This window comes from Clostridium fessum, from assembly GCF_003024715.1.
Taxonomy (GTDB): Bacteria; Bacillota; Clostridia; order Lachnospirales; family Lachnospiraceae; genus Otoolea; species Otoolea fessa.
This window is the reverse complement of the sequence record NZ_PYLO01000003.1, coordinates 80004-105369: the sequence shown is the minus strand read 5'-3', so window position 1 is coordinate 105369 and position 25366 is coordinate 80004. Positions and strand designations below refer to the sequence as shown.

Genomic DNA, 25366 nt, shown 5'->3' with positions numbered 1-25366 from the left:
GGGTGGTTGGTATGGAATATGGCGCGCTGATGGAGATGGCGGTCCGGGCGGGGGAGATCATGCTGGCGAGCGGAGCGGAGGTCTACCGTGTGGAGGACACGATTCACCGTATTTTAAAGCATTCAGGGATTGCACGGGCAGATGTGTTTGTCGTGACGACGGGGATCGTGGCGACGATTGCGGATGCATCACTTCCGCCGCTTACCTTGGTAAAAAGGGTGGAAAACCGGGCAACGAATTTGAACCGCATCTATCAGGTAAACAATGTTTCAAGGGAATTTTGCAGCGGAAAATTGTCCGTCGGGGAGGCGCAGGAACGACTGGATCGGATTGCTAATACGACATTATACGGATTCTGGAAGAAATGCATTGGCTATGCGGCAACGACGGGATTTTTTGCGGTGATGTTTGGAGGCGGTCCGGGCGAATGCCTGGTGGCGGCTGTCGTGGGAGTCGTTCTTGCGTTTGTCCTGCGGGCGGCGTCCAACCTTATGCTGAATGATTTCTGTCAAAATGCACTTGGCTCGTTTGCACTGGCGGTTGCGGCGTATCTGCTGCGCCGTGGGGCATTTCTGGGAATGAGCCTGGATGTAGTGATTATCAGCGCAATCATGCCGCTGGTGCCTGGGGTCACATTTACGGCAGCAATCCGCGATACGCTGAATGGAGATTACAGTTCGGGAGTCGCGCGGATGGCGGAGGCAGTCGTGGTGGCGCTGGCGGTTGCGTCGGGCGTCGGTTTGGCGATCGTGGCAGTCCGGCTGGCGGGAGGATCGGTATGACAGAGATGATAAGAGAATTGATGATCCAGAGCGTGGGGGCATTTCTGGCGGTTTTTGGTTTTTCCCTGCTGGTCGATATGCCGCGGAAATATCTGGTTTATGCGGGCATTACCGGAGGTGCCGGATGGCTGGCGTACCTGGTATCAATGCAGGTGGGAACCTCGCAGGTGGCGGCGGCATTTTTTTCCAGTCTGGCAGCGGCTCTGCTGAGCCAGGTATTTGCACGCGTGTTAAAAGCGCCCGTCACGATCTTTCTGGTGGCAGGAATCCTGCCGACGGTGCCGGGCGCATCGATCTACCGGAGCGTCTATTTTCTGATACAGGGACAGACAAAATGGTACAATTTTTATCTGATCCAGACGATCCAGATAGCGGGGGCGATGGCGGTTGCCATCTTTATTGTGGATTCACTGTTCCGTCTGCTCCGGAATAAAGCGTCGTAGTGGAACTGGGCGGCAGGTAGAGACAGCCCTGAATCCTGCTAAAATAATAAATATGATCTGACAGGCGGTCTTCAGCGGGCACATCCGACTGATTGATCGCCTGAACCATTTCATTGAGTTCTTCCGGCGGAAGGGAGACGCTGCTGGGAGTGAGAAGCACTTCATGGATGCTGGATGGAAGGATAATCAGATCTTCGCCCAGGCTTTCGGCAAACTCTTTTAAGACGCGGGGATAGAGCATGCAGGCAGCGCCGTTGATGCCGCGCGAATTTGTCAGAACGTAGAGAGCGACCGATGGAAGAGCTTCCGTTTCAACGATGTCCTCCATTTCGAGCTGATTGAGGGTGGATTCGATGGAGCTGATGTGGTACGGCAGTATGCGAGGTGTATTTTCTTCCGCCAGTATGCCGAGCTCTTCCAGAGAAATATCCCACAGGGCAAGATGGTCGCTGTGTACCAGGGTCGTCATCTGCCCCTCATCATTGTCAGTGAGGATCAGATAGAAAACGATCGCCAGATCGAGATACGGAATATGTGGGACGTGGGAGAGAAGCACCTTATTTTTAGCGGCGTGGATCAATTTGTAGGCAATCCGGCCGCGTACGGCATCAAAATCGCGCAGTTCCTCGCAGATATCCTCCGAAAATCCTGGATTTGTCTCATACACCATCAGGATCTGATCAGTAATAATGGAGAGCGGCATCCCTTCCTCCGCTTCATTATAGTAGGCGTTCAGATAGACAGTCGGTGATAACCGTGAGCCGGGTTTCGTAAAGCTCAGCCCGTCGAGCATCAGTCCATTATTTTTCAGAACCCGCCGCAGGGAGACGTTGGCTTTTTTATTGAGGCGCGTCTGCACCATCGACTGGATTGTTTTCAAAAAAGTTTCATAGACCATAAAGTACCTCCTGAAATAAAATTGCAGATAGGGGATGTCCGCTTGCTCATGTAGGTTATGAATTTCAGCAAGATGAGAAACAGTTTCCCCGTGTGAATAAGTTTTAAGGAATCAAATCAAGAAGCAGTCATGAAGTTTGAGATGTGAAGAAAGATTGCTTAGTGATTAAAAAATAAATAAAAAGTTCAGAGATTTAGCGTTTACCTTTTGAGTGCGTAAGTATGAAAATAGTCATGGAAATCATCGAAAAAACTGAACATGAGAATCGCAGGAACCAGTAAGATGTGAAAAAATTGCCTGCATATAAAGAAGCAGGTGCCAAATGCACCGATATCATGATTATACTGGAAAATGGGAAGATTGGCAAGAAAAATAACAGGGAAAAAAGTGAAGTTCTGGTTGCGGATTGTTACTGTACACGGGTAGGCACTTTTGGAACCGAAAGTGCCGTAAGAAAACGTGGTGGCAGCAGGAATTTGCCGTATTTAAATGCGAAGCCACGGCAAATTTCGTTACTGGACACGTATGCGTGTACAGTAACTGCGGATTTGTTGCTGTTCACGCATACGTTCCCAGTAACAGTTTGCATGATGCTCATAATGTGTGAACGATGGTAAATAAAGAGATAAGATGGCGCGACTGCGAGACGAAAACTAATAGCTGGCATTCGTGATGAAGATAAAACTGAAAAATAACAAGAAAATACAAAATTGGTATTGACAAAATGCGACATATGTATTAGAATAAAACCATCAAAAGAAACAAGAAATAAAACAAAAAAAGAAGGGAGCTGATTCCACCGAAAACATAAAACTGGTTCAATTTTTTAATAAAAAAATTGAACAAAGGAAAACCAAAATCAACAAGTAAAAATCAGTCAATCATCTATCATACATATTTAGAAACAGGATTCGGTTTAGTGATATGACGAGAAAGTATCATTAAAAAGAAGCGTTTTTTAAAAGAGAGATAGATAAGTGGAAAAAGAAAAAATAAGATTGAACGATTCAGAAATTGTTGAAAAAGGAATCAAAATTGAATAAAGGAAAAGTTCAAAGAAAGAGGTATCATCCAATGGACGAGATAGTTTAAAGGGTATCGATAAAATGTCAATTTATCGATACCCTTTTTTCTGGTTCATGGAAAAGTATCAAGAAGGATTTTTTCTTATATAAATATCAAATCCCCTGCAACTCAAACGGCGGCGTGTATTCTTCTTTCGCGCTGCTTTTTTCCTGCATAAAGCCCTGTGTGAGTCCCAGCTCAATCGCGGCATCGACGACTTTCTGGTATTCGTAGCTTGTGATGCGACGGTTGATTTCCGGATATTTGTTGCTCTGGTAGAAGGGGGTGTACTGGCTCATAAGGCTTACCAGAAAATGCCCCTCCGGGAGGTTGTCGTGAATCCAGTGGAGCAGGCGGATGGAATCGTCTTTGTGTTTTGGAAGAACCATATGCCGCAGGATCACGCCGCGCTTCATGAGCTGGCAGGCCTGGCCATTTTCGGAGAAATCTTCCAATACCAGCGGACCGGTGTGCTTGATCATCCGTTTGACTGCTGCGGAGGCGACCGGAAAATAGTCCGGGGCGGCGGAATAGCGGGCGGACAGTTCGGAAGAGTAATATTTTAAATCCGGCAGCCAGATATCGATATAGGGAGCCAGCGCATCAACCGCCTCCAGCGTCTCATAACCGCCGCAGTTGTAGACGATCGGGATGAAAAGCTGCGGTTTGACCCGTTTTAAGACGGGCAGTAGCGACGGAAGGTACTGCGTCGGCGTCACCAGATTGATATTGTGCGCGCCCTGTGCCTGCAGTTCCAGAAAAATTTCCTCCAGGCGCGTTCCGGAAATATCTTTTCCAAAGCCTTCGCTGCTGATCTGGTAGTTCTGGCAGAAACAGCAGCGCAGCGTGCAGCCGGAAAAAAAGATGGTACCGCTTCCGTGCAGACCGCTGATACACGGTTCCTCCCACGGATGAAGCGCCGCGCGTGCCGCCCGGATACCGGCAGGGCTGTGACACCAGCCCTGTTTTTTGGTGCGGTTGATCTGACAATTTCGCGGACAGCAATGGCAGCTTTCGTAGGAATAGGCGGCTGGTTCAGAGAACTGGACAGGCGAGCCGGCACTTGAATTGGGGAGGGGAATATATGTGTTCATAGGTTTTGCTTCCTTTTTTTATAAGATTTTTTGTAAAGGTAATTCCTTCAAAGCTTTTTACATAGTTCAAATCTGTGTTGAATCCGAAAAATCGATCGTTATAATGTATTTATTCTACTAAGAAAGATGAGCAGTGTCAAATGTGATTACATTTAATACGAAAGGGCTGGACTTTGCACTGACGGCACTGTTTGTAATGATTTTTACGGAACAGTGGATCGGACAGAAGCGTCATTGGCCGGCAGGAACTGTATTTTATATGATTCTGGTGCAGATGGTGTTTGTTTAGATGATGCGTGTTTTTGCTTCGCGTGCGTTGCCATCGGAAACAGTGTTTTTTGTTTCAGATCCGGGTTCCCCCAGGATCTGGTTGATACATTTCCAGGCATCTGTCAGCCGGTCGAGGTTCCAGGCGGCATTGGCAGGGCTGGTGGATGGCAGTTTGATTGCCTCAATGCCAGTCTGTTTACGGCAGAAGCGGTCGTACATTTTTCCGGACAGCCCGCCGTTTGTGTAAATCGCCTGGATGGAAGCGTGATCCAGGATAGAGGCGAGGTCGTTTGGAACAACATCGCGGATGGAACTGTCGCTGGATCCTTCGATGGAACAGCTATGGATGGTGTCCCAGACGGCGATGTGGTTCCGCAGCAGAAATTCCTTCTTTTCCTCGATGGAGGATGGAACGTCTTCCTTTCGCAGGCGTGCTAAGAGCTTCCAGAAACGATTCTGCGGGTGCCCGTAGAAAAAACAGCTTTCTCGGGATTTGACCGACGGAAAGGAACCGAGGATCAGGATGCGGGAGTCGGCGTCAAAAACAGGTGGGATTGGGTGGATGATGTGGGATGGCATGGTGGAATCTCCTTTTTGCGGATTATTGTTGTCAATTATAATAAATACGAAATCAATTTTCGACTTTGATCTGGCTTCATTTGGTACATGGACATGATACTCACGAACCCGCGCTATCGCGCTCTACCGCCCTGCTTCGCAGGGCGGTTCGTTCGTTAATGGCGCAAGAAAAGAATATGTCTGCTTTACAGCCGCATTCTTTTCTTCTGGGCTCATTATACCATGACCACTAAATTCGTGAAACACCTCATTAAGTGGTCAGGTATATGTTCTCACTAGACTCGAAAATATCTCGTCAAGTGTTCACATTATATCATAGATCAAAAATGATAGAATGTTTTTTTGAAACTCCCTTTTTACAAAAGTGTGTCTGATGCATACTAACTCATAATTATACGAAACACCACACTTTTATTCGTTTTCTATTCATTTCCGGCTAATGGGTATTCATTTTTACTCTAAGTTATCATGCAATTTATTAGAATGGAATTTTTGAAAGAGCCAGCACCTTGAATGGGCTGACTCTTTCAATGTCACCTGTAATTGACAAACTGGAATTGTTCTACTTCTTTATCTTTTTAATATCCTGATACAGCCCATATCCCAGAAACAGGATTCCAATAATAAACGCAATACCAGCCGCTATTGCTAAAAAAGGACCTACATATTCAAGACCTGCTGCAAATAAAGTGGCATTCCACGAAGCTACTCCACTCATAAATATCGCAGCAGAAATATATCGTGCAGAAATTAAAACTGCTGACATGAAACAGAAAATAGCACCTACAATTTTGTTTTCCATTTAAATCACCTCCAAATTCCGATTTTTCGTTCTCTGTGACTTCCCAATAAACGGGAATTTATCGTTTTATTCTGGTATAAAACTCTTTTTCATCTTGGTGATGAATATAGGCCCCATTTTTAATCTGCACACGCAAAGATGCCATATTATCCCTATGAACAGACATATATATTTCGTCTTCTTTAATAATGTGCCAGGCTTTTTCGATTGTCAATCTCAACCCTTCCGAGGCGTATCCCTTGCCTCTGAATTCTTTCTTTATTCCATATCCTATATGGCCTCCTCCGTTTGCAAGTGCAGGAGTAAGGTAATGACGCACGCGAAATAAGCCTACTATTTTCTCATCATCCCATAAGAAAAAATCCGTTTCTGGAACCCATCCATCAGCCAGATCAATTCCCTTTTCAGCATTAATATAACCAGGTAATATTTTTATTTCAAATTCCTTTCTTGAACATCCAGACGCAAAATTCGTAAATCCATTTTCATTGGAAGGGGTATTAGTAATAAATTCGTATTCCTTTTCAATATCTTCCAAATTGGCTGATTTTAAGTACAACATAAAAAGCTGCTTCCTCCTATTTTTCTCAAAGAGTTCGGTCAATCCCGATTTGTATAACAGTAGTCTAACACACGTTGTTTAAAAATACTACAGCCAAGCCAATGTCTGTAATTTGCCCTAAAATTTCATTTTATGGAATTTGGACTACTTGATTTTCTAATTGCATACGCAATTCGTGAAATGTATCATTATACTGTTGATACATCAGACACACAAATGTAAATAGGGACTTTTTAAAAAGCAATTTTTCGAATAACTGTGACAAGGTAACTGTATCGGGAAGAGATACACAGCGGATGATTTTGATGGCATTTCATATATGCAGAGAAAACACCTATATTTTATAAGGAGTTCACAAGTTTTTAATATTTTCACTTCTTGATTTATAGGCAATCTGCCACTATAATGGATAAGAGTACGCAGAAATTTGTGCGCTGACGGGGAAGAAAAGCGGGCATGAAGCCGGATGAGAAGCAGATGCGGCAGATTTAGAGGAGCTTTTGAGTAACCTGATGTGGCAGATTCCGGATGTACAGTGACACAGAATGGAGAAAGTGTATGGATAATAAGGGAAACCAGAATAAAAATGGAAAAAATCCCCGCGGTCAGAATTATGCAGTGCTGATCATGACGATGCTGTTTACGCTTCTCTGCGTGGCGATGATGCACAACCTCTGGCAGGGCAGCCGCACGCACAAGATGCCGTACAGCGAGTTTAATCAGATGCTTAAGGATCACGAGGTAGAATCGGTTGTGATTGGCAATGGAAAGATTCAGATCACGCCGAAGGAAGATTCGAAGAAATATGGCGGCAGCCAGGGCAAATACGGAAATCTGGTAGGAATGGAGTACTACACGATTCCGATCAACGATCCGGATTTGGAGAAGAAGCTGGATGAAGCTGGTGTTACGACCTATGAACAGGCAGAAGTGGACGCGACAGGCAGTATTATCATGCTTCTGCTTGAGTGGGTGCTTCCGATTGCAGCGATGTTCGTCATTTTCAATATGATGATGAAGCGCATGGGCGGCGGAGGCGGCATAATGGGTGTCGGCAAGAGCAATGCCAAAGTATATGTACAGAAAGAGACCGGTGTTACGTTCAAGGATGTGGCAGGCGAGGATGAGGCGAAGGAGTCTCTGACGGAGATTGTTGATTTCCTGCATAACCCGGGAAAATATACGAAGATTGGTGCGAAACTGCCAAAGGGTGCGCTGTTAGTCGGACCGCCAGGAACCGGTAAAACACTTCTTGCCAAGGCAGTAGCTGGAGAGGCGAAGGTTCCGTTTTTCTCTCTGTCCGGTTCGGATTTTGTGGAAATGTTTGTCGGCGTCGGCGCATCCCGTGTGCGTGACCTGTTCAAGCAGGCGCAGCAGTCGGCTCCGTGTATCATTTTCATCGATGAGGTGGATGCGATCGGTAAAAGTCGTGATTCCCGTCTGGGCGGCAACGATGAACGTGAGCAGACGTTAAACCAGCTCCTTTCGGAGATGGATGGATTTGATTCCTCCAAGGGTCTTTTAGTCATGGCGGCGACGAACCGCCCGGAGATTCTGGATCCGGCGCTGCTTCGCCCGGGACGTTTTGACCGCCGGATTATCGTGGATAAGCCGGATTTAAAGGGGCGTGTGCAGATTTTAAAGGTACATTCCAAGGATGTAAAACTGGATGAGACGGTTGATTTCGAGGAGATCGCGCTGGCGACATCTGGCGCTGTAGGTGCGGATCTAGCCAATATGATGAACGAGGCGGCGATCACAGCCGTTAAGAATGGCAGGAAAGCCGTTTCCCAGAAGGATTTATTTGAGGCAGTTGAGCTGGTTCTGGTCGGCAAAGAGAAGAAAGACCGCATCTTGAGCCAGGAAGAGCGCCAGATTGTTTCGTATCATGAGGTGGGTCATGCGCTGGTCAGCGCCCTGCAGAAGGATTCGGAGCCGGTACAGAAGATCACGATTGTGCCGCGTACCATGGGTGCGCTCGGTTATGTCATGCAGGTGCCGGAGGAAGAGAAGTACTTAAATACTGAGAAGGAAATCCGCGCGATGCTGGTCGGATTTTTAGGCGGACGTGCGGCTGAGGAGATCGTTTTTGATACGGTAACGACAGGTGCGTCAAATGATATTGAAAAAGCAACCCGGATCGCGCGTGCGATGGTAACCCAGTACGGTATGTCCAAGAAGTTTGGTCTGATGGGACTGGAAAGCCAGGAAAATCAGTACCTGAACGGGAGAACAGTCCTGAATTGCAGTGATATGACGGCGGCAGAGATTGACCAGGAAGTCATGCATATTCTGAAGGTTTCTTATGAGGAGGCAAAACGCCTGCTGAGTGAAAACCGCGAGGCGCTTGATAAGATTGCGGCGTTCCTGATTGAGAAAGAGACGATCACCGGTAAAGAGTTCATGAAGATTTTCCATGAGGTAAAGGGAATTCCGGAGCTGGAGGAAAAGAAACAGGAAGGCGAGGACCGGATTGAGATGCCGGAGGCTGAGAAGACAGGCGATGAGGTGCAGCCGGTAAAGACTGCGGAGGAAACGAACGCGGAAAACTCACAGAACCAGCAGAAGCTGGAAGGAAAACCGGCGGATGAAGCACCGGCAGACGAAACACCGGAATCGGCAGAAGCTGTAGCATCAGAGAGTCCAAATGAGGATGAGATGCGCGGTGGAAGCTCGTTCGACCGGAAATAAAAGTGATGTATAGCATAAAAGAAATATTTATACAGTAAATAGAACGGCTGTATTTCAGCAATGTGAATCCATATATTGAAAAATCTATGAGTTCTGTTTTGCTGAGATACAGCCGTTATTTATATAGGATTATATCAATTACTGGTACAGGCGGTTGTGCTCATATACCGGCTCGGAGGTCAGTTCGATGCCGAGACGTTTGAAGGTCTTGATATCAACCTCCGACAGCATGACGGAGGTGTGAACCTGGCAGCCACGCAGCTTTTCAAGCTGTTCCAGGGCGATCTGCGCGTGTTTGTTGGTAGCGGCGCACATGGACAGCGCGATCAGAACTTCATCGGTGTGGAGACGTGGGTTGCGGCTTCCGAGGTACTCGACTTTCAGCTTCTGGATCGGCTCGATCGCGATCGGGGAGATCAGGTGCTCATCGTGCGGAATATTGCCAAGTACCTTGACAGCATTTAGAAGCAGGGCAGCGGAAGCGCCGAGCAGGTTGGTTGTCTTTCCGGTAGCGATGGTTCCGTCCGGAAGTTCGATGGCAGCAGCCGGAGCACCGGTTTCTTCGGCGCGTTTCAGGGCAGCCGGAACAACCTTGCGCATATCGGTGGTCAGTTTTGCCTGCTTCATCAGAAGTTCGATCTTATAAACTTCCTCTTTGCCGACATCCTCTTTGACAACGCGGTTTAATGCCTGATAGTAGCGGCGCAGGATTTCCTGACGGGATGCTTCGCAGCAGGCTTCGTCGTCAATGATACAGTTTCCTGCCATGTTGACGCCCATATCAGTCGGGGATTTGTACGGGTTCTCGCCGTAGATTCCCTCGAAAATAGCGCTCAGAACCGGGAAAATCTCGATGTCACGGTTGTAGTTGACCGTTGTTACACCATAAGCCTCCAGATGGAACGGATCGATCATGTTGACATCGTTTAAGTCAGCGGTCGCTGCCTCGTATGCCAGGTTGACCGGGTGCTTTAACGGGATATTCCAGATCGGGAAGGTCTCAAATTTGGCATATCCAGCCTTGACGCCGCGTTTGTTCTCGTGGTAGAGCTGGGAAAGGCAGGTTGCCATTTTTCCGCTTCCCGGTCCCGGCGCGGTGACAACAACGAGTGGACGTTTGGTTTCAATGTAATCATTTTTACCATAACCTTCATCGCTGACGATCAGCGGAACATTGCCCGGATAACCGTCGATGGTGTAGTGGCGGTAAACCTTGATGCCCATGGATTCGAGCTTGTGTTTGAAGACATCCGCAGTGTTCTGCCCGGAATAGTGGGTGATTACAACGCTTCCAACATAGAGTCCCTTGTCGGTAAAGGACTGAATCAGACGGAGTACGTCTACGTCGTAAGTAATGCCAAGGTCGGAACGTACTTTGTTTTTCTCGATATCCGCAGCACTGATGACGATGACGATCTCCGCCTGATCCGCTAACTGCAGAAGCATCCGCAGCTTGCTGTCAGGTGCAAAGCCCGGAAGAACCCGGGATGCGTGGTAGTCATCGAACAGTTTTCCGCCAAATTCGAGGTAGAGCTTATCACCGAACTGGTTGATACGCTCACGGATATGTTCCGACTGCATTTTCAGGTATTTGTTGTTGTCAAAACCGATTTTCATCTAATCCTCCGTTCTTAGTTTCGTCCCGCACAGAATACCGGTATCGCGGTGGGGGCAGATGCCGGTGTCCATCTGGTGGGATGAAAATCATATGTTTGTATGGATGATTGCGCCGCCAGGTCACAGTCCATGTCCGGCACAGACTGCCATTCGCAGTTGTTTATGTCGATGCTCTTTGTGTGAAATGAACGCAGCACAGCAGACCGCAAAGAATCACAATTAGTTCTATTATCCTACAAAAAAGTCTATTTGAGTAGAGGGAAAATAAAAAAAATTTAAAATCGGAAAAATGACGGATTTGGTTTTCGGAAATGTAATATTTTCTGGCGAAAATTTTTGTGTACAGGCGATGGGGATGGAGGAAAGAAAATCTGGATGTAAATTGATAAAAAACAGAAAAGGGCATACAAAATGTGATATAATGAGCGCAGAAGAAAAGAATGCGGCTGCGAAGCAGACATATTCTTTTCTTGCGCCATTAACGAACGAACAGCCATGCGAAGCAGGGCGGTGGAGCGCGATAGCGCGGGTTCGTGAGTGGACGGGTGAGAATACGTTCTTATGATATAATGAGCGCAAGTGAGCCAGAAAGCTGCTTGCAGATTTAAGGCGAACGGCGAATCGTGATATAATGTGAACACGTAGCGAGATGTTTTAAGGAGGTATCAGCATTCATGCGGGAAATTCCAAAGCCGGGCGAGCGGTACCGGCATTTTAAAAATAAAGAATATCAGATTCTGGCGGTGGCAACCCACTCGGAAACGGGGGAAAAGATGGTTGTCTATCAGGCGCTCTATGGAGAATATGGCGTCTGGGTTAGACCGCTTTCTATGTTTATGGAAGAGGTAGATCGGGTAAAATATCCGGAGGCGGCGCAGAGATACCGGTTTGAGCGGATTGCGGCGGGTCCGTGGGAAAATTCGAAACAGCAGGAAATAAGGACAACCAGAACGACTCATGTCGTAAATGAAGGTGTACGCCGTTCGAAAATGTCTGACGCAGCCACTCATTCCTGGGACATACCGCAGGAGGAACCGGAGCTGCATCCGCTTGTGGCAGAATTTCTGGATCAGGAAACGACCGAGGGCAGGCTGGAAGTGCTCCAGAGAATGAGCGGCAAGGTGGACAAGCGTGATCTCGACAGTCTCTGCTTCTGTCTGGATATGAATCCGGTCGGTGGAAGCGTGGAGGAAGAGCTGGACGCGATCCGTCAGTGCATCCGGATGCAGCAGAGGTATGATGCACCGCGCCTGCGGTATGGAAAGTGAGCGGCTGTCTGGCAGAAGAGTCTGGGTAACTGTTCACGGGTAGGCACTTTTGAAACCGAAAGTGCCGTAAGAAAACGTGGTGGCAGCAGATTAGAAAACAGGATGGTTTGAGATGTTTCAAATAGAAGAAGAACTGAAAAAACTGCCGGGGCAGCCGGGTGTTTATATTATGCACGATGCGAAGGACGCGATCATCTATGTCGGCAAGGCGATCAGCCTAAAAAACCGAGTCCGCCAATATTTCCAGAGCAGCCGGGATAAGACGGCGAAGATCAAGCAGATGGTCTCGAAGATAGCACGTTTTGAGTATATCGTGACGGATTCGGAGCTGGAAGCGCTGGTGCTGGAGTGCAACCTGATCAAAGAGCACCGCCCACGCTACAATACGATGCTCAAGGATGACAAGACGTACCCGTACATCAAGGTGACGGCTTCGGAGGAGTACCCGCGGATCTTGTTTTCACGCCAGATGAAAAAGGATAAAAATAAGTATTTTGGTCCTTTTACGAGCGCGGGAGCAGTCAAAGACACAATCGAGCTGATTCGGAAGATATACCGGATCCGGGCGTGCAGCCGGAAGCTGCCGCAGGATATGGGAAAGGACCGTCCGTGCCTTTATTACCATATTCACCAGTGCGACGCGCCATGTCAGGGGTATATTTCACAGGCAGATTATCAGAAATCGGTGAAGCAGGCGGTCGGGTTTTTAAATGGACAGTATGAGCCGGTCATGAAATATCTGGAAGAAAAGATGAGGACGGCGTCCGAGACGATGGAGTTTGAGAAGGCGATTGAGTACCGGGATCTGCTTGACAGTGTCAGAAAGGTGGCGCAGAAGCAGAAGATTACGAGCCAGAGCATGGAAGATCGGGATATTATCGCGATGGCGAAGGATGAGCGCGATGCGGTTGTGCAGGTGTTCTTCGTGCGCGATGGCAAGCTTATTGGGCGGGAACATTTCCATATGAATCTGACCGGCTCGGAGAGCAAGGCAGAAATCTTAAACAGCTTCGTCAAACAGTTTTACGCGGGAACGCCGTTTGTGCCGCATGAGATCTGGGTGCAGGAGGAGTTAGAGGACGCGGAGGTTATCGCCAGCTTCCTGACGGCGCGCCGGGGACAGAAGGTGCGCTTTGTCGTGCCAAAGATGGGCGAGAAAGAGCGGCTGGTCGAGCTGGCGGAGAAGAATGCGAAGATGGTGCTCTCCCAGGATAAGGAGAAGATCAAGCGCGAGGAGCTCCGGACGATCGGGGCGATGAATCAGATTGGATCGTGGATCGGGCTTTCGGGGATCAAGCGGGTAGAAGCCTACGATATTTCCAATATCAGCGGTTTTGAGTCGGTCGGTTCGATGATTGTCTACGAAAATGGACGTCCGAAACGCAATGATTACCGCAAATTCCGTATCCGGACGGTTCAGGGACCGAACGACTACGCTTCGATGCGCGAGGTGCTGCTGCGGCGGTTTTCCCATGGTCTGGAGGAGACGAAGAAACTGCAAGCCGAGGGCGGCGATCTGGCGATGGGAAGTTTTACGCGTTTTCCAGATCTGCTGATGATGGATGGCGGACGCGGACAGGTTAATATCGCGCTGGAGGTATTAAGAGAGCTTCAGCTGGAAATCCCGGTCTGTGGCATGGTAAAGGATGATAACCACCGGACGAGGGGATTGTATTATCAGAATGTGGAAATTCCAATCGATCGCCATTCGGAAGGATTTCAGCTGATCACCCGGATTCAGGACGAGGCGCACCGGTTTGCGATCGAGTACCACCGGAGTCTCCGGGGCAAGGAGCAGGTGCGCTCCGTGCTGGATGATATCAAGGGCATCGGACCAGCGCGCCGTAAGTCTCTGATGCGGACGTTCAAGACGATCGAAGCAGTCCGGGAGGCGAGCGTGGAGGAGCTGGAAGCTGCGCCACAGATGAACCAGGCAGCCGCCGAGGCAGTCTATATATTTTTCCGTGATGACAAGCAGGGGAAGATGTGATAGGATGTAGACAATAGTAAAAATAAAAGGAGACAAAAGTATGGGTGGAGTGACGATAACAGAACTGATCGATAAGATGGGGCTTCGCAATATGACGCCGGAGCTGGAGACGGACAATGTTATGCTGGTGCATGCGGATGTGAACCGTCCGGCATTGCAGTTGACTGGATTTTTCGACCATTTTGACAAGGACCGTGTGCAGATCATCGGTTATGTGGAAAATGCGTATATCTCGACCCTGACTCCGCAACGCCGCCGGGAAATGTTTGACAAACTGCTGTCTTCGGGTATACCATGTCTGGTATATAGCCGCGGCATGGCACCGGAGGAGGAAGTGCTGGAGCTGTGTAACCATTATGGGGTTCCGTGCATGGTATCGGAGAAGACGACTTCGGATCTGATGGCGGAGATCATCCGCTGGCTGAACGTCAAGATGGCGCCGATGATCAGCATTCACGGCGTACTGGTCGATGTATTTGGCGAGGGTGTCCTGATTATGGGCGAGAGCGGTATCGGCAAGAGTGAGGCAGCGCTGGAACTGATTAAGCGCGGTCACCGTCTCGTCAGCGATGATGTGGTCGAGATCCGCCGCGTCAGCGATGAAACCCTGATCGGTTCGGCACCGGATATTACCCGTCATTTCATCGAGCTTCGCGGTATCGGCATTATCGATGTCAAGACGCTGTTCGGTGTAGAGAGCGTAAAGGATACACAGTCGATTGACATGGTAATCAAGCTGGAAGAGTGGGATAAGGACAAGGAGTATGACCGCCTTGGCATGGAAGATCAGTATACCGAGTTTCTTGGCAACAAGATTGTATGCCATTCAATCCCGATCCGTCCGGGACGTAACCTGGCAATCATCGTAGAGTCGGCGGCAGTCAACTATCGTACCAAGAAGATGGGATATAATGCGGCGAAAGAACTGTACAAGCGGGTACAGGCGAACCTGGCAAGAAGAGATTAATGGAACGATTCACGCAGTCTGATTCGTGTGATTTAGTGCGGAAATCCCGACTTGCAAGGGATGGAGCCGTTATGAAATGAATAAAGGAAAATAGATATGTCTAATTTTTATCAGAAACTTTGTGATGCCATCGGCGCTGCTTCCGTGCGGGAGCAGGAGCCGATGAGCGCACATACGACCTTTCGGGCTGGTGGACCAGCCCGCTATTTTGTGACCCCGGAGGGCGAAAAAGAGCTGGCGGCAGTGCTGGCGGCGTGCCGGGAGGCAGAGAAAGCGTATTACATATTAGGAAATGGAAGCAATCTGCTTGTCAGTGATGCGGGCTATCCGGGCGTGATGATCCTTCTGGGAAGCCAGTTTACAGAGGTGGTCCGTCCGGAGGGCGAACCGGGCGTCTATGAGCTGGGCGCCGGTGTGCTGCTTTCGCGTGCCGCCAGGGAGGTGCAGAAGGATGGAATGACCGGATTTGAGTTTGCAGCCGGGATTCCTGGAACTGTGGGCGGCGCGGCGGTCATGAATGCGGGCGCTTACGGCGGAGAATTAAAGGATGTGCTGGAATCTGTGCGCGTGATGACGCCGGACGGCGAGGTAAAAGAGCTTAAAACGGAAGAACTGGATCTGGGTTATCGTCACAGCTGCATCCCGGAGCGCGGATATATCGTTTTATCGGCGCGGATCCGTCTGGAGAAAGGTGATCCGGAAGCGATCCGGGTGCGGATGGATGAACTGGCAGCCAAACGGCGGGAAAAACAGCCGCTGGAATATCCCAGTGCCGGAAGCACCTTTAAGCGCCCTGAGGGCTATTTCGCCGGAAAATTGATCGAAGATGCCGGACTTCGCGGCTATCAGGAGGGCGGCGCACAGGTGTCGGAGAAACACTGTGGTTTCGTTATCAACCGCGACCATGCGACGGCTTCGGACATCGCGGGGCTGTGTGGGACGGTGCAGAAGCGCGTGTATGAGCAGTTTGGGGTGAAACTGGAGACGGAAGTAAAGATGCTGGGCTTTTAAGATATTAAGGTATATAGAGTATGGAAAAGGGAGGAACAATATGTGGCTTGTGATCGTAACCGGTATGTCGGGAGCCGGAAAGACGGCGGCACTGAAAATGCTGGAGGACATGGGATTTTATTGTGTTGACAATCTCCCGATCCCGCTGGTGGGAAAATTTGCGGAGCTGGTGCAGAGCAGCAGCGGGGAGGTAAGCTGTGCAGCGTTGGGAATCGATGTCCGCAGCGGCGACGAGCTGGCACAGCTGGAGGGAACACTGAATGACTGGAATAACATCCAGTTCCCGTATGAGATCCTGTTTCTGGATGCCAGCGATGAGGTGCTGATCAAGCGATATAAGGAAACGCGCCGTTCCCATCCGCTGGCAGGAAAAGAGCGGCTGGACCGCGGTATTGCGAAAGAGCGCCTGAAACTCGATTTCCTGAAAAAGCGGGCGGACTATATTCTGGACACCAGCACGCTTCTGACGCGGGAGCTCAAGGCGGAACTGGAACGGATTTTCATGGGGCGCGAGCGCTTTTCCAGCCTCTTTGTGACGATCTTAAGTTTTGGCTTTAAATATGGGATTCCGTCGGACGCGGATCTCGTGTTTGACGTCCGTTTTCTGCCGAATCCTTATTATGATGAGAATTTAAGAAGCCATACCGGCAATGAGAAGGCGGTGCAGGACTTTGTGCGCCGCGGCGGGACGGCAGACGTATTTTTGGATAAACTCTATGACATGATTGACTTTCTGTTTCCGTACTATGTAAAAGAAGGAAAGAATCAGCTTGTCATAGCAGTCGGATGTACCGGTGGAAAGCACCGTTCAGTTACGGTGGCGAACCGGCTCTATGAGCGCCTCAAGGAGCACTCGGAAATAGGGCTTAAACTGGAACATCGGGACATAGAGATGGATAACCGGACAAAAGGGTAAACGGAGGTAGAGGACTTTGTCATTTTCAGCCCGGGTAAAGGAAGAGCTGTCGCATCAGCTGAGTAAGGCGAGGCACTGCCAGATTGCAGAGCTGGCGGCGATTTTGAGCCTTTGCGGCAAGATTCATATCGATGAAGAGGATCATTTCAGCATACGGATCCACACGGAAAACGTAGCGGTTGCACGAAAATACTTTACATTATTGAAAAATACATTTAATATTAAGGCGGACATTTCGATCCGGCGCAATGCATTTTTAAAAAAGAGCCGTTCTTATACGCTTCTGGTGCGCGATCACGAAAATGCACTCCGGGTGCTGGAGGCGGTCAAGATGGTGGATGCGCAGGGAAATGTCGGGGAAAACCTTTCGGTGGTGCGGAATCTGGTGATTCAGAATGCGTGCTGCAAGAAGGCATTTATCCGGGGCGCTTTTCTGGCAGCCGGATCCTTAAGCGATCCGGAGAAATTTTATCATTTTGAGATCGTATGCGCGTCGCTTGAAAAGGCGGTGCAGCTTCAGAATGTGATTCTGACATTCGACATCGATGCAAAAATAGTTGTCAGAAAGAAGTATTATGTGGTATATATAAAAGAAGGCAGTCAGATTGTGGAACTTCTGGGACTGATGGAAGCGCATGTGGCATTGATGGAGCTGGAAAATATCCGGATCCTGAAAGAAATGCGAAACAGCGTCAACCGTCAGGTCAACTGCGAGACTGCCAATATCAATAAGACTGTTTCGGCGGCAGTCAAGCAGCTTGCGGACATCACATACATCCGTGATACGGTCGGGCTGGATTACTTGCCGGAGCTTCTTTCAGAGGTAGCACAGGTCCGTCTGGAGATGCCGGATGCGACCTTGAAGGAATTGGGGGAGAATCTGAGCCATCCAGTTGGAAAATCGGGAGTCAATCACAGGCTCAGAAAGATAAGTGCAGTAGCTGAAAGCCTCCGCGAAGAGCGGGGCGAGTAAAGTTAGGTTATTGTTCACAGGCAGGAATTTCCCGGATGGAAAATTCCGTGCGATACAGTAGTGGCAGCGGATTTTGCCGTTTTTTTCGAGCGGGGCTCGATGAGGAGGATATTATGACAAGTAAGGAAATCAGAATTGGTTTGAGTTCAGGTCTGGAGGCACGTCCTGCGGCGATGCTGGTGCAGGTGGCAAGCCAGTATGAGAGCAGCATCTATGTGGAAAGTGAAGAAAAACGCGTCAATGCAAAGAGCATCATGGGCATGATGACGCTGGGACTGGCAGAGGGCGCGCACGTAAAGGTAACGGCTGATGGCAGCGACGAGGAGAGTGCGATCGAGGGAATTGAGAAATATCTGAGCAATCAGTAGAAATCCAGATTTCTGACCGTTTTTCGGAAAGAGACAGGGGATGTAACAGTTACACAAAACAAGAGCTTTGATAGACGAGGGGGTGTCGTTTCGCGGGAAACGGCAGTCCCTTAAAAGATCTGAATGGGAGGAAAAAGGTGGCATTTACACATCTGCATGTGCATACAGAGTACAGTCTGCTTGACGCATCGAGTAAAATAAAAGAACTGACCGCCCGGGCGAAGGAACTGGGGATGGACAGTCTGGCGATTACCGACCACGGCGTCATGTACGGCGTGATCGATTTTTACCGGGCAGCCAGGGAAAATGGGATCAAGCCGATCATCGGCTGCGAGATCTATGTGGCGCCCGGATCGCGTTTTGACCGGGAGGCGGGAAGCGGCGAGGATCGCTATTATCATATGATTCTGCTGGCGGAAAATAATACCGGCTATCAGAATCTGATGAAGATCGTCTCCAAGGGCTTTGTCGAGGGATTTTATTATAAACCGCGTGTGGATGACGAGGTGCTGAGAACCTACCATGAAGGCATTATTGCACTCAGCGCGTGTCTGGCGGGCGAGATCCCAAGGTATTTGTCGAGAGGCATGTATGAGGAAGCGTGCAAGTCGGCGCAGAAATACCGCGATATCTTTGGACCGGACAATTTCTTTCTGGAATTGCAGGATCACGGCATCCCGGCGCAGCGGACGGTCAACCAGGGCTTGATGCGGATGAGCCAGGAACTGCAGATTCCGCTGGTGGCGACGAACGACTGCCACTATATTTATAAAGAAGATGTGGAATCGCACGATATTTTGCTCTGTATCCAGACGGGCAAAAAAGTCACGGACGAGAACCGGATGCGCTATGAGGGCGGGCAGTTCTATGTCAAATCCGAGGAGGAGATGCGTGCGCTGTTTCCGTATGCACAGGAAGCACTTGACAACACGCACAAGATCGCCGAGAGGTGCAATGTCGAGATCGAGTTTGGCGTGACGAAGCTGCCGCAGTATGATGTCCCGGACGGATATACGTCCTGGGAATATCTGCAGAAGCTCTGCGGGGAGGGCTTTCACAAGCGCTACCCGAACGACGATGGGACGCTGCAGGAGCGCCTGAGCTATGAGCTGGACGTTATCCATTCGATGGGATATGTCGATTATTTCCTGATTGTGTGGGATTTTATCCATTTTGCAAAATCAAACGGTATCATGGTCGGTCCGGGACGTGGTTCGGCGGCGGGCAGTATCGTCGCGTACAGTCTGGAGATCACGGACATCGATCCGATCCGCTATCAGCTGATTTTCGAGCGTTTCCTGAACCCGGAACGAGTTTCCATGCCTGATATCGACGTCGATTTCTGTTTCGAACGGCGTCAGGAGGTGATCGACTATGTCGTGCGGAAATACGGAAAAGACCGCGTCGTGCAGATTGTTACCTTCGGTACGCTGGCGGCAAAGGGTGTCGTCCGCGACGTGGGGCGCGCGCTCGATATGCCGTATGCACAGTGTGATGCGATCGCAAAAATGATTCCGGGTGATCTCGGCATGACGCTAGACAAGGCGCTCAAAGCCAGTCCGGATCTGCGTGAGGCGTATGAGTCGGATGATTCGGTCAAATATCTGATCGACATGAGTAAACGTCTGGAGGGGCTGCCGAGACATACCTCCATGCATGCGGCGGGGGTTGTCATCAGCCGTGCGGCGGTCGATGAGTATGTGCCGTTGTCCAGGGCATCTGACGGTTCGATCACGACCCAGTTTACGATGACGACGCTGGAAGAGCTGGGACTTCTGAAAATGGATTTCCTGGGTCTTAGAACCCTGACGGTTATCCAGAATGCGGTTCGCCTGGTGGAGAAAACGACCGGAAAACCGCTTGATATAGATAAGATCGATTACAACGATAAAAAGGTGCTGGATTCGATTGGAACCGGCAAAAATGACGGTGTGTTCCAGCTGGAGAGTTCCGGCATGAAAGGATTCATGAAAGAGTTAAAGCCGGAAAACCTGGAGGATCTGATCGCCGGTATTTCCCTGTATCGTCCGGGTCCGATGGATTTCATTCCACGTTATCTGAAAGGCAAAAATGACAAGGCTTCGATTGCCTATGAGTGCCCGCAGTTAGAACCGATTCTGGCGCCGACCTATGGCTGTATCGTCTATCAGGAGCAGGTTATGCAGATCGTGCGCGATCTGGCTGGCTATACCTGGGGACGAAGCGACCTGGTGCGCCGTGCGATGGCAAAGAAAAAAGCGGCAGTCATGGAGAAAGAACGCCAGAATTTCGTCTACGGCAATGCACAAGAGGGCGTAAAGGGCTGTATTGCGAATGGGATCGACGAGAAGACGGCGAACCATATTTACGATGAGATGATCGATTTTGCGAAATACGCCTTCAACAAGTCGCACGCGGCGGCGTATGCGGTTGTCTCCTACCAGACGGCATATCTGAAATATTACCATCCGGTCGAATTCATGGCGGCGCTGATGACCTCAGTCAAGGATAATGTTACGAAGGTATCGGAATATATCATGAGCTGCCGTCAGATGGGTATGAAGATCATGCCGCCGGATATCAATGAGGGCGAGGGCGGCTTCTCTGTTTCGGACGGCGCGATCCGCTATGGTTTATCGGCGATCAAGAGTATCGGTCAGTCGGTGGTGGATGAGATTGTGCGGGAACGGACCGAACATGGAAAATTCCGCTCGCTGGAAGATTTCATTGACCGGATGTCGGGCAGGGAGGTCAATAAGCGCACATTGGAAAGCTTTATCAAATCCGGTGCGATGGACGGGCTGCCGGGAACCCGCAAGCAGAAATGTATGGTCTGCGGCTCGATGGTCGATCAGAAGAATAAAGAGAAGAAAAATACGATGGAAGGGCAGATGTCGCTCTTTGATTTTGCAGCGGAAGAGGACAAGAAGAGTTTTCAGATCACATTTCCGAATGTCGGAGAGTATTCGAGGGAAGAATATCTGGCATACGAGAAAGAAATGCTGGGCGTCTACGTCAGCGGGCATCCGCTGGAGGAATATATCGGCACCTGGGAGAAAAATGTGACGGCGAAGAGCTCCGATTTTGTTGTGGATGAGGAGACCGGTTCGGCGGTGATTCACGACGGCGCGTATGTGACGATCGGCGGAATGATCACCGAGAAAACGGTTAAGACGACCCGGAATAACAAGATGATGGCGTTCCTGACGGTGGAAGATCTGGCGGGAAGTGTGGAAGTGCTGGTATTCCCGAAGGATTATGAAAAACGGCGCGATATGCTGATCAAGGATGAAAAAGTCTTTATCCGCGGGCGCGCATCGGTCGGCGATGAGCCGGTCGGAAAACTGATCTGCGAGCAGATTATCCCATTTTCGCAGGTGCCGCGCGAGCTGTGGATTCAGTATGCGGACAAGGACGCGTATCTGGCGGGAGAGAAAGAACTTCTCGACCTCCTGAAAACAAGTGATGGAAATGACACCGTGATCATTTACCTGGGACGTGAGCGCGCGAAAAAGGTTCTGCCGCGCAACTGGAATGTGCGGGCAGGCGAGGCGCTGGTGACGACGCTCAGCGAGATGCTGGGCGAGAAGAACGTCAAGGTGGTGGAGAAGCCGCTGGGGAAGATTTCTTCATAAGTGTTAAAATTTGCATTGGACATTGAAAGTTTTGGTAACTGGGCACGTATGTGTGAACAGTAACACGCTTTGGCGACATGTTAAAAAAATATCATAAAAAATCTTGAAATGACCTATAAAATGAATTACAATAAAATTGTTTGAAAATTGTGGTAGCACGCAGTGCAGAACAATTTGGTATCAGAAGGGTCAAAAGATTCGAAAATAAAACGGCTGGTTCACGGTTGGGGATGTGAAGCGGAAAGCCTTAGGACGGAGGAATAAGCGATGGCAAAAGAGGTTAAAACGATTGGTGTACTGACAAGCGGCGGCGATGCGCCGGGTATGAATGCAGCGATCCGTGCGGTGGTCCGGACGGCGATCAACAAGGGCATGAAGGTAAAAGGTATCATGCGTGGTTACGCTGGACTTTTGCAGGAAGAGATTGTGGACATGGACGGAACCAGCGTGGCAGATACGATTGGCCGTGGCGGTACGATCTTATACACAGCCCGCTGTCCGGAATTTATGACCGAGGAAGGTCAGAAGCGCGGCGCAGAAATCTGCCGCAAGCACAACATTGACGGTCTGGTCGTCATCGGCGGTGATGGTTCCTACCGCGGCGCCGGAAAGTTATCCGCGCTGGGAATCAATACGGTAGGTCTTCCGGGCACGATCGATCTGGATATTGCCTGCACCGATTATACGATCGGGTTTGATACCGCGATCAACACGGCGATGGAGGCGATCGATAAGGTAAGAGATACTTCCACCTCCCATGAGCGCTGCAGTATCATCGAGGTTATGGGACGCCACGCGGGATATATCGCCCTGTGGTGCGGTATCGCTAACGGCGCCGAGGATATTCTGCTTCCGGAGCGGTACGATGGCAATGAGCAGATGCTGATCAACCGCATCATCGATAACCGGAAACGTGGCAAGAGACATCATATTATCATTAATGCCGAGGGCATCGGACATTCCGCGTCGATGGCGAAGCGAATCGAGGCGGCAACCGGCATCGAGACACGTGCGACGATCCTTGGTTATATGCAGCGAGGCGGCGCGCCGACCTGTAAAGACCGCGTCTATGCGTCCATCATGGGCGCCAAGGCGGTGGAGCTGCTGGAAAAAGGAAAGACCAACCGCGTGGTAGCGTATAAGCACGGCGAGTTTCTGGATTTTGATATTCAGGAGGCGCTGAATATGAAGAAGGATATTCCGGAAGATCAGTATGAGATTAGTAAGCTGCTGATTCGTTAAGGAATTTGATGGCTGCTTGTGAGATGGGCTGGCATATGAACGGAGAACAGGCTTCTCAGGGATAAAGGGAGAGCCTGCTCTCCGTTCGTGCGTCAGCCCTGTTTGTGGGCAATGGAAAATGAAACAGATGGAGGTGCAAGAAAATGGCAGAAATGCAGAATCCCAATACAGATGGGGACTCCACCGTACTCTGCGGTGCGAATTCGTATGTGGAAAAATATTATCTGAATGAGCAGTTTTCGGGGCTGCCGGAGTCAATTAAGCAGGAATTGCAGATCATGTGTGTTATGTACACAGAGGACATCGGCGGTATTATTTTGCTGGAGTTTATGCCGGATGGCAGACTGCAGTTTAAGGTTGAGGCGGAGGAGAATGATTACCTCTTTGACGAGATCGGAAGCGCGCTTAAAATCAAGCAGTATCAGGCGGAGAAGCGTGAGCTGCTGGAATCGCTGGAGCTGTATTATAAGGTGAAGGTGCTGGGAATCCCGGCGGACGAACTGTTAGACGACGAGCAGATGGAACGGTATCAGGAAGATTAGAAATAAAATGAAGATTGGAAACGTAGAATTAAAAAATGCAATCGCCCTTGCGCCGATGGCAGGTGTGACGGATCTGCCGTTCCGTCTGCTCTGTAAGGAGCAGGGATGTGGTTTGATGTACACGGAGATGGTCAGCGCGAAGGCGCTTCTTTATAAGAACCGCAATACAAAGCCGTTATTAGAGACGCGGCCGGAAGAAGAGCCGGTTGCGGTGCAGCTGTTTGGCTCAGATCCGGAGATCATGAGCGAGATGGCGCTGCAGCTGGAGGAAGGACCGTATGCCATCATCGACGTCAACATGGGTTGTCCGGTGCCAAAGATTGTCAATAACGGCGAAGGTTCGGCACTGATGAAGGATCCGAAGCTGGCAGAGCAGATTTTGACGGCGATGGTAAAGAAACTTCATAAACCGGTTACGGTCAAATTCCGCAAGGGATTTAATGATTCGAATATCAATGCGGTTGAGTTTGCGAAGATGGCAGAGAGCTGCGGCGTGGCGGCGGTAGCCGTGCATGGACGGACGAGAGAGCAGTATTATTCCGGAAAGGCGGACTGGGACATTATCCGTCAGGTCAAAGAGGCGGTTTCAATCCCGGTCTGGGGAAACGGTGATGTATTTACACCGGAAGATGCCAAGAGAATGAAGGAAGAAACCGGCTGCGACGGCATCATGGTGGCGCGCGGCGCGAAAGGAAATCCATGGCTGTTTAAACGGATTCTCCACTATCTGAAAACCGGAGAACTTCTGCCGCCGCCGACTGCGGAGGAAGTAAAGAGGATGATTGTCCGCCATGGGACGCTTCAGACGGAATTTCGCGGCGAGGAGATCGCAATGCGGGAGATGCGTAAGCACGTGGCATGGTATACGGCAGGATTTCCACATTCGTCGGCGCTTCGCAATGATATAAACCAGGTGGAGACGCTGGAGGAGCTGGAACGGCTGGTGGATGAGAGAATTTAAGAGAAGGATGAATGTGTGGAATCAAAACGATGGTTGTGTTACATGGATGGACGAAATCGAAAGGCACAGAAAAAGCACGAAAATGCAGGATTTTCCCTTGTTTTTAAAGCCATTATGGCACTTTGTGATTCTTGACATTACACCAAGAATCATGTATAATAGTGCGATGCAATTATTAGGGGATTCAATGATGAATCGATAGAAGGAAGGATAGCTGTCATGGCAGAAAAGAAGAACATTTTAACTTACACAGGATTGAAAAAGTATGAAGATGAACTTCATGATCTGAAAGTAAATAAACGCCAGGAGATCGCACAGAAGATCAAAGAGGCGAGAGAGCAGGGCGACCTGTCTGAGAACGCTGAGTATGATGCAGCAAAAGATGAACAGAGAGACATCGAGGCAAGAATCGTAGACCTTGAGAAACTGTTGAAAAACGCAGAGGTTGTTGTTGAGGATGAGATCGATCTGGATAAGATCAGCATCGGATGTCAGGTAAAGGTACTGGATGTCGAAGAGGATGAAGAGATGGAATTTAAGATCGTAGGTTCCACCGAGGCAAACAGCTTAGATGGTAAGATCTCCAACGAGTCTCCGGTTGGTCGTGCCCTGCTTGGCAAGAAAGCTGGCGAGACCGTAGACGTAGAGACACAGGCGGGCGTTATCCAGTACAAGATCCTGGACATCCAGCGAGTATCATAAAGAGACGAA

At 49.6% G+C, this 25366-nt stretch carries 22 protein-coding genes; 16 read left to right on the top strand and 6 right to left on the bottom strand.

The window, feature by feature from the left end:
- Window positions 1–11: 11 nt before the first annotated feature.
- Together C7U56_RS09785 and C7U56_RS09780 are read left to right on the top strand one after the other, a co-directional pair.
- On the top strand, window positions 12–782 hold the full coding sequence (locus tag C7U56_RS09785) for a threonine/serine exporter family protein (RefSeq protein WP_107001060.1): 771 nt from the start codon (window positions 12–14) through the stop codon (window positions 780–782).
- Window positions 779–1225, top strand: a complete 447-nt coding sequence (locus C7U56_RS09780; protein ID WP_227589434.1) for a threonine/serine exporter family protein — start codon at window positions 779–781, stop codon at window positions 1223–1225. Before C7U56_RS09785 ends, C7U56_RS09780 begins: the two co-directional genes overlap by 4 nt.
- On the opposite strand, the gene C7U56_RS09775 is transcribed toward C7U56_RS09780, so the two are convergent.
- Together C7U56_RS09775 and C7U56_RS09765 are read right to left on the bottom strand one after the other, a co-directional pair.
- Window positions 1179–2123: a DUF5688 family protein gene (locus tag C7U56_RS09775; protein ID WP_107001059.1), complete on the bottom strand. Its 945-nt coding sequence runs from the start codon at window positions 2121–2123 to the stop codon at window positions 1179–1181. The two genes, C7U56_RS09780 and C7U56_RS09775, sit on opposite strands and share 47 nt — an antisense overlap.
- 1178 nt (window positions 2124–3301) lie before the next feature.
- Window positions 3302–4282, bottom strand: a complete 981-nt coding sequence (locus C7U56_RS09765) for a radical SAM protein (RefSeq protein ID WP_107001057.1) — start codon at window positions 4280–4282, stop codon at window positions 3302–3304.
- A 142-nt stretch (window positions 4283–4424) separates the two neighbouring features.
- Here C7U56_RS09765 and C7U56_RS09760 point away from each other — a divergent pair, with 142 nt between their 5' ends.
- Complete coding sequence (locus C7U56_RS09760; protein ID WP_243017769.1) at window positions 4425–4571, top strand: hypothetical protein; 147 nt, start codon at window positions 4425–4427, stop codon at window positions 4569–4571.
- On the opposite strand, the gene C7U56_RS09755 is transcribed toward C7U56_RS09760, so the two are convergent.
- The 3 genes from C7U56_RS09755 to C7U56_RS09745 form a co-directional block, all read right to left on the bottom strand.
- The gene (locus tag C7U56_RS09755; protein ID WP_107001056.1) at window positions 4568–5131 is read right to left on the bottom strand and encodes a DNA-deoxyinosine glycosylase; all 564 of its coding nucleotides are present in this window, start codon (window positions 5129–5131) and stop codon (window positions 4568–4570) included. The genes C7U56_RS09760 and C7U56_RS09755 overlap by 4 nt on opposite strands.
- 562 nt (window positions 5132–5693) lie before the next feature.
- Window positions 5694–5933 (bottom strand): hypothetical protein, encoded by a 240-nt coding sequence (locus C7U56_RS09750; protein ID WP_107001055.1) that lies wholly within the window; start codon window positions 5931–5933, stop codon window positions 5694–5696.
- A 58-nt stretch (window positions 5934–5991) separates the two neighbouring features.
- Window positions 5992–6495 (bottom strand): GNAT family N-acetyltransferase, encoded by a 504-nt coding sequence (locus C7U56_RS09745; RefSeq protein WP_107001054.1) that lies wholly within the window; start codon window positions 6493–6495, stop codon window positions 5992–5994.
- A 558-nt stretch (window positions 6496–7053) separates the two neighbouring features.
- Between C7U56_RS09745 and ftsH the strand changes: the two genes are divergently transcribed.
- Entirely contained in the window at window positions 7054–9186 is a 2133-nt protein-coding gene (ftsH, locus tag C7U56_RS09740) for an ATP-dependent zinc metalloprotease FtsH (protein ID WP_107001053.1), read from the top strand.
- A gap of 138 nt (window positions 9187–9324) precedes the next feature.
- Here the strand turns inward: ftsH and C7U56_RS09735 are convergent, their stop codons facing one another.
- Window positions 9325–10803, bottom strand: a complete 1479-nt coding sequence (locus C7U56_RS09735; RefSeq protein WP_022359314.1) for a DUF1846 domain-containing protein — start codon at window positions 10801–10803, stop codon at window positions 9325–9327.
- 674 nt (window positions 10804–11477) lie between these two features.
- Here C7U56_RS09735 and C7U56_RS09725 point away from each other — a divergent pair.
- The 12 genes from C7U56_RS09725 to greA all read left to right on the top strand — a co-directional run bounded on the left by C7U56_RS09725 (window position 11478) and on the right by greA (window position 25357).
- A complete protein-coding gene (locus C7U56_RS09725) occupies window positions 11478–12071 on the top strand; it encodes a DUF1653 domain-containing protein (protein ID WP_022359296.1) in 594 nt (197 codons plus the stop codon).
- A 112-nt stretch (window positions 12072–12183) separates the two neighbouring features.
- A complete protein-coding gene (uvrC, locus tag C7U56_RS09720; protein ID WP_107001051.1) occupies window positions 12184–14061 on the top strand; it encodes an excinuclease ABC subunit UvrC in 1878 nt (625 codons plus the stop codon).
- Between the two features lie 40 nt (window positions 14062–14101).
- The gene (gene hprK / locus C7U56_RS09715) at window positions 14102–15028 is read left to right on the top strand and encodes an HPr(Ser) kinase/phosphatase (protein WP_022359298.1); all 927 of its coding nucleotides are present in this window, start codon (window positions 14102–14104) and stop codon (window positions 15026–15028) included.
- Between the two features lie 96 nt (window positions 15029–15124).
- Window positions 15125–16039, top strand: coding sequence for a UDP-N-acetylmuramate dehydrogenase (gene murB / locus C7U56_RS09710; RefSeq protein WP_107001050.1), 915 nt, complete (start codon window positions 15125–15127; stop codon window positions 16037–16039).
- Between the two features lie 40 nt (window positions 16040–16079).
- The gene (gene rapZ / locus C7U56_RS09705; RefSeq protein ID WP_107001049.1) at window positions 16080–16955 is read left to right on the top strand and encodes an RNase adapter RapZ; all 876 of its coding nucleotides are present in this window, start codon (window positions 16080–16082) and stop codon (window positions 16953–16955) included.
- A gap of 16 nt (window positions 16956–16971) precedes the next feature.
- Window positions 16972–17928, top strand: a complete 957-nt coding sequence (gene whiA, locus C7U56_RS09700; RefSeq protein WP_022359301.1) for a DNA-binding protein WhiA — start codon at window positions 16972–16974, stop codon at window positions 17926–17928.
- 113 nt (window positions 17929–18041) lie between these two features.
- Window positions 18042–18296, top strand: a complete 255-nt coding sequence (locus C7U56_RS09695) for an HPr family phosphocarrier protein (RefSeq protein WP_107001048.1) — start codon at window positions 18042–18044, stop codon at window positions 18294–18296.
- A gap of 137 nt (window positions 18297–18433) precedes the next feature.
- Window positions 18434–21910, top strand: a complete 3477-nt coding sequence (locus C7U56_RS09690; RefSeq protein ID WP_107001047.1) for a DNA polymerase III subunit alpha — start codon at window positions 18434–18436, stop codon at window positions 21908–21910.
- Window positions 21911–22177: 267 nt separating this feature from the next.
- The gene (pfkA, locus tag C7U56_RS09685; protein ID WP_022359304.1) at window positions 22178–23152 is read left to right on the top strand and encodes a 6-phosphofructokinase; all 975 of its coding nucleotides are present in this window, start codon (window positions 22178–22180) and stop codon (window positions 23150–23152) included.
- A 143-nt stretch (window positions 23153–23295) separates the two neighbouring features.
- Entirely contained in the window at window positions 23296–23694 is a 399-nt protein-coding gene (locus C7U56_RS09680; protein WP_022359305.1) for a DUF6145 family protein, read from the top strand.
- Window positions 23695–23701: 7 nt separating this feature from the next.
- Window positions 23702–24655: a tRNA dihydrouridine synthase DusB gene (gene dusB, locus C7U56_RS09675; RefSeq protein WP_107001046.1), complete on the top strand. Its 954-nt coding sequence runs from the start codon at window positions 23702–23704 to the stop codon at window positions 24653–24655.
- Between the two features lie 219 nt (window positions 24656–24874).
- Window positions 24875–25357, top strand: a complete 483-nt coding sequence (gene greA / locus C7U56_RS09665; RefSeq protein WP_107001044.1) for a transcription elongation factor GreA — start codon at window positions 24875–24877, stop codon at window positions 25355–25357.
- The last annotated feature ends 9 nt before the right edge of the window (window positions 25358–25366 follow it).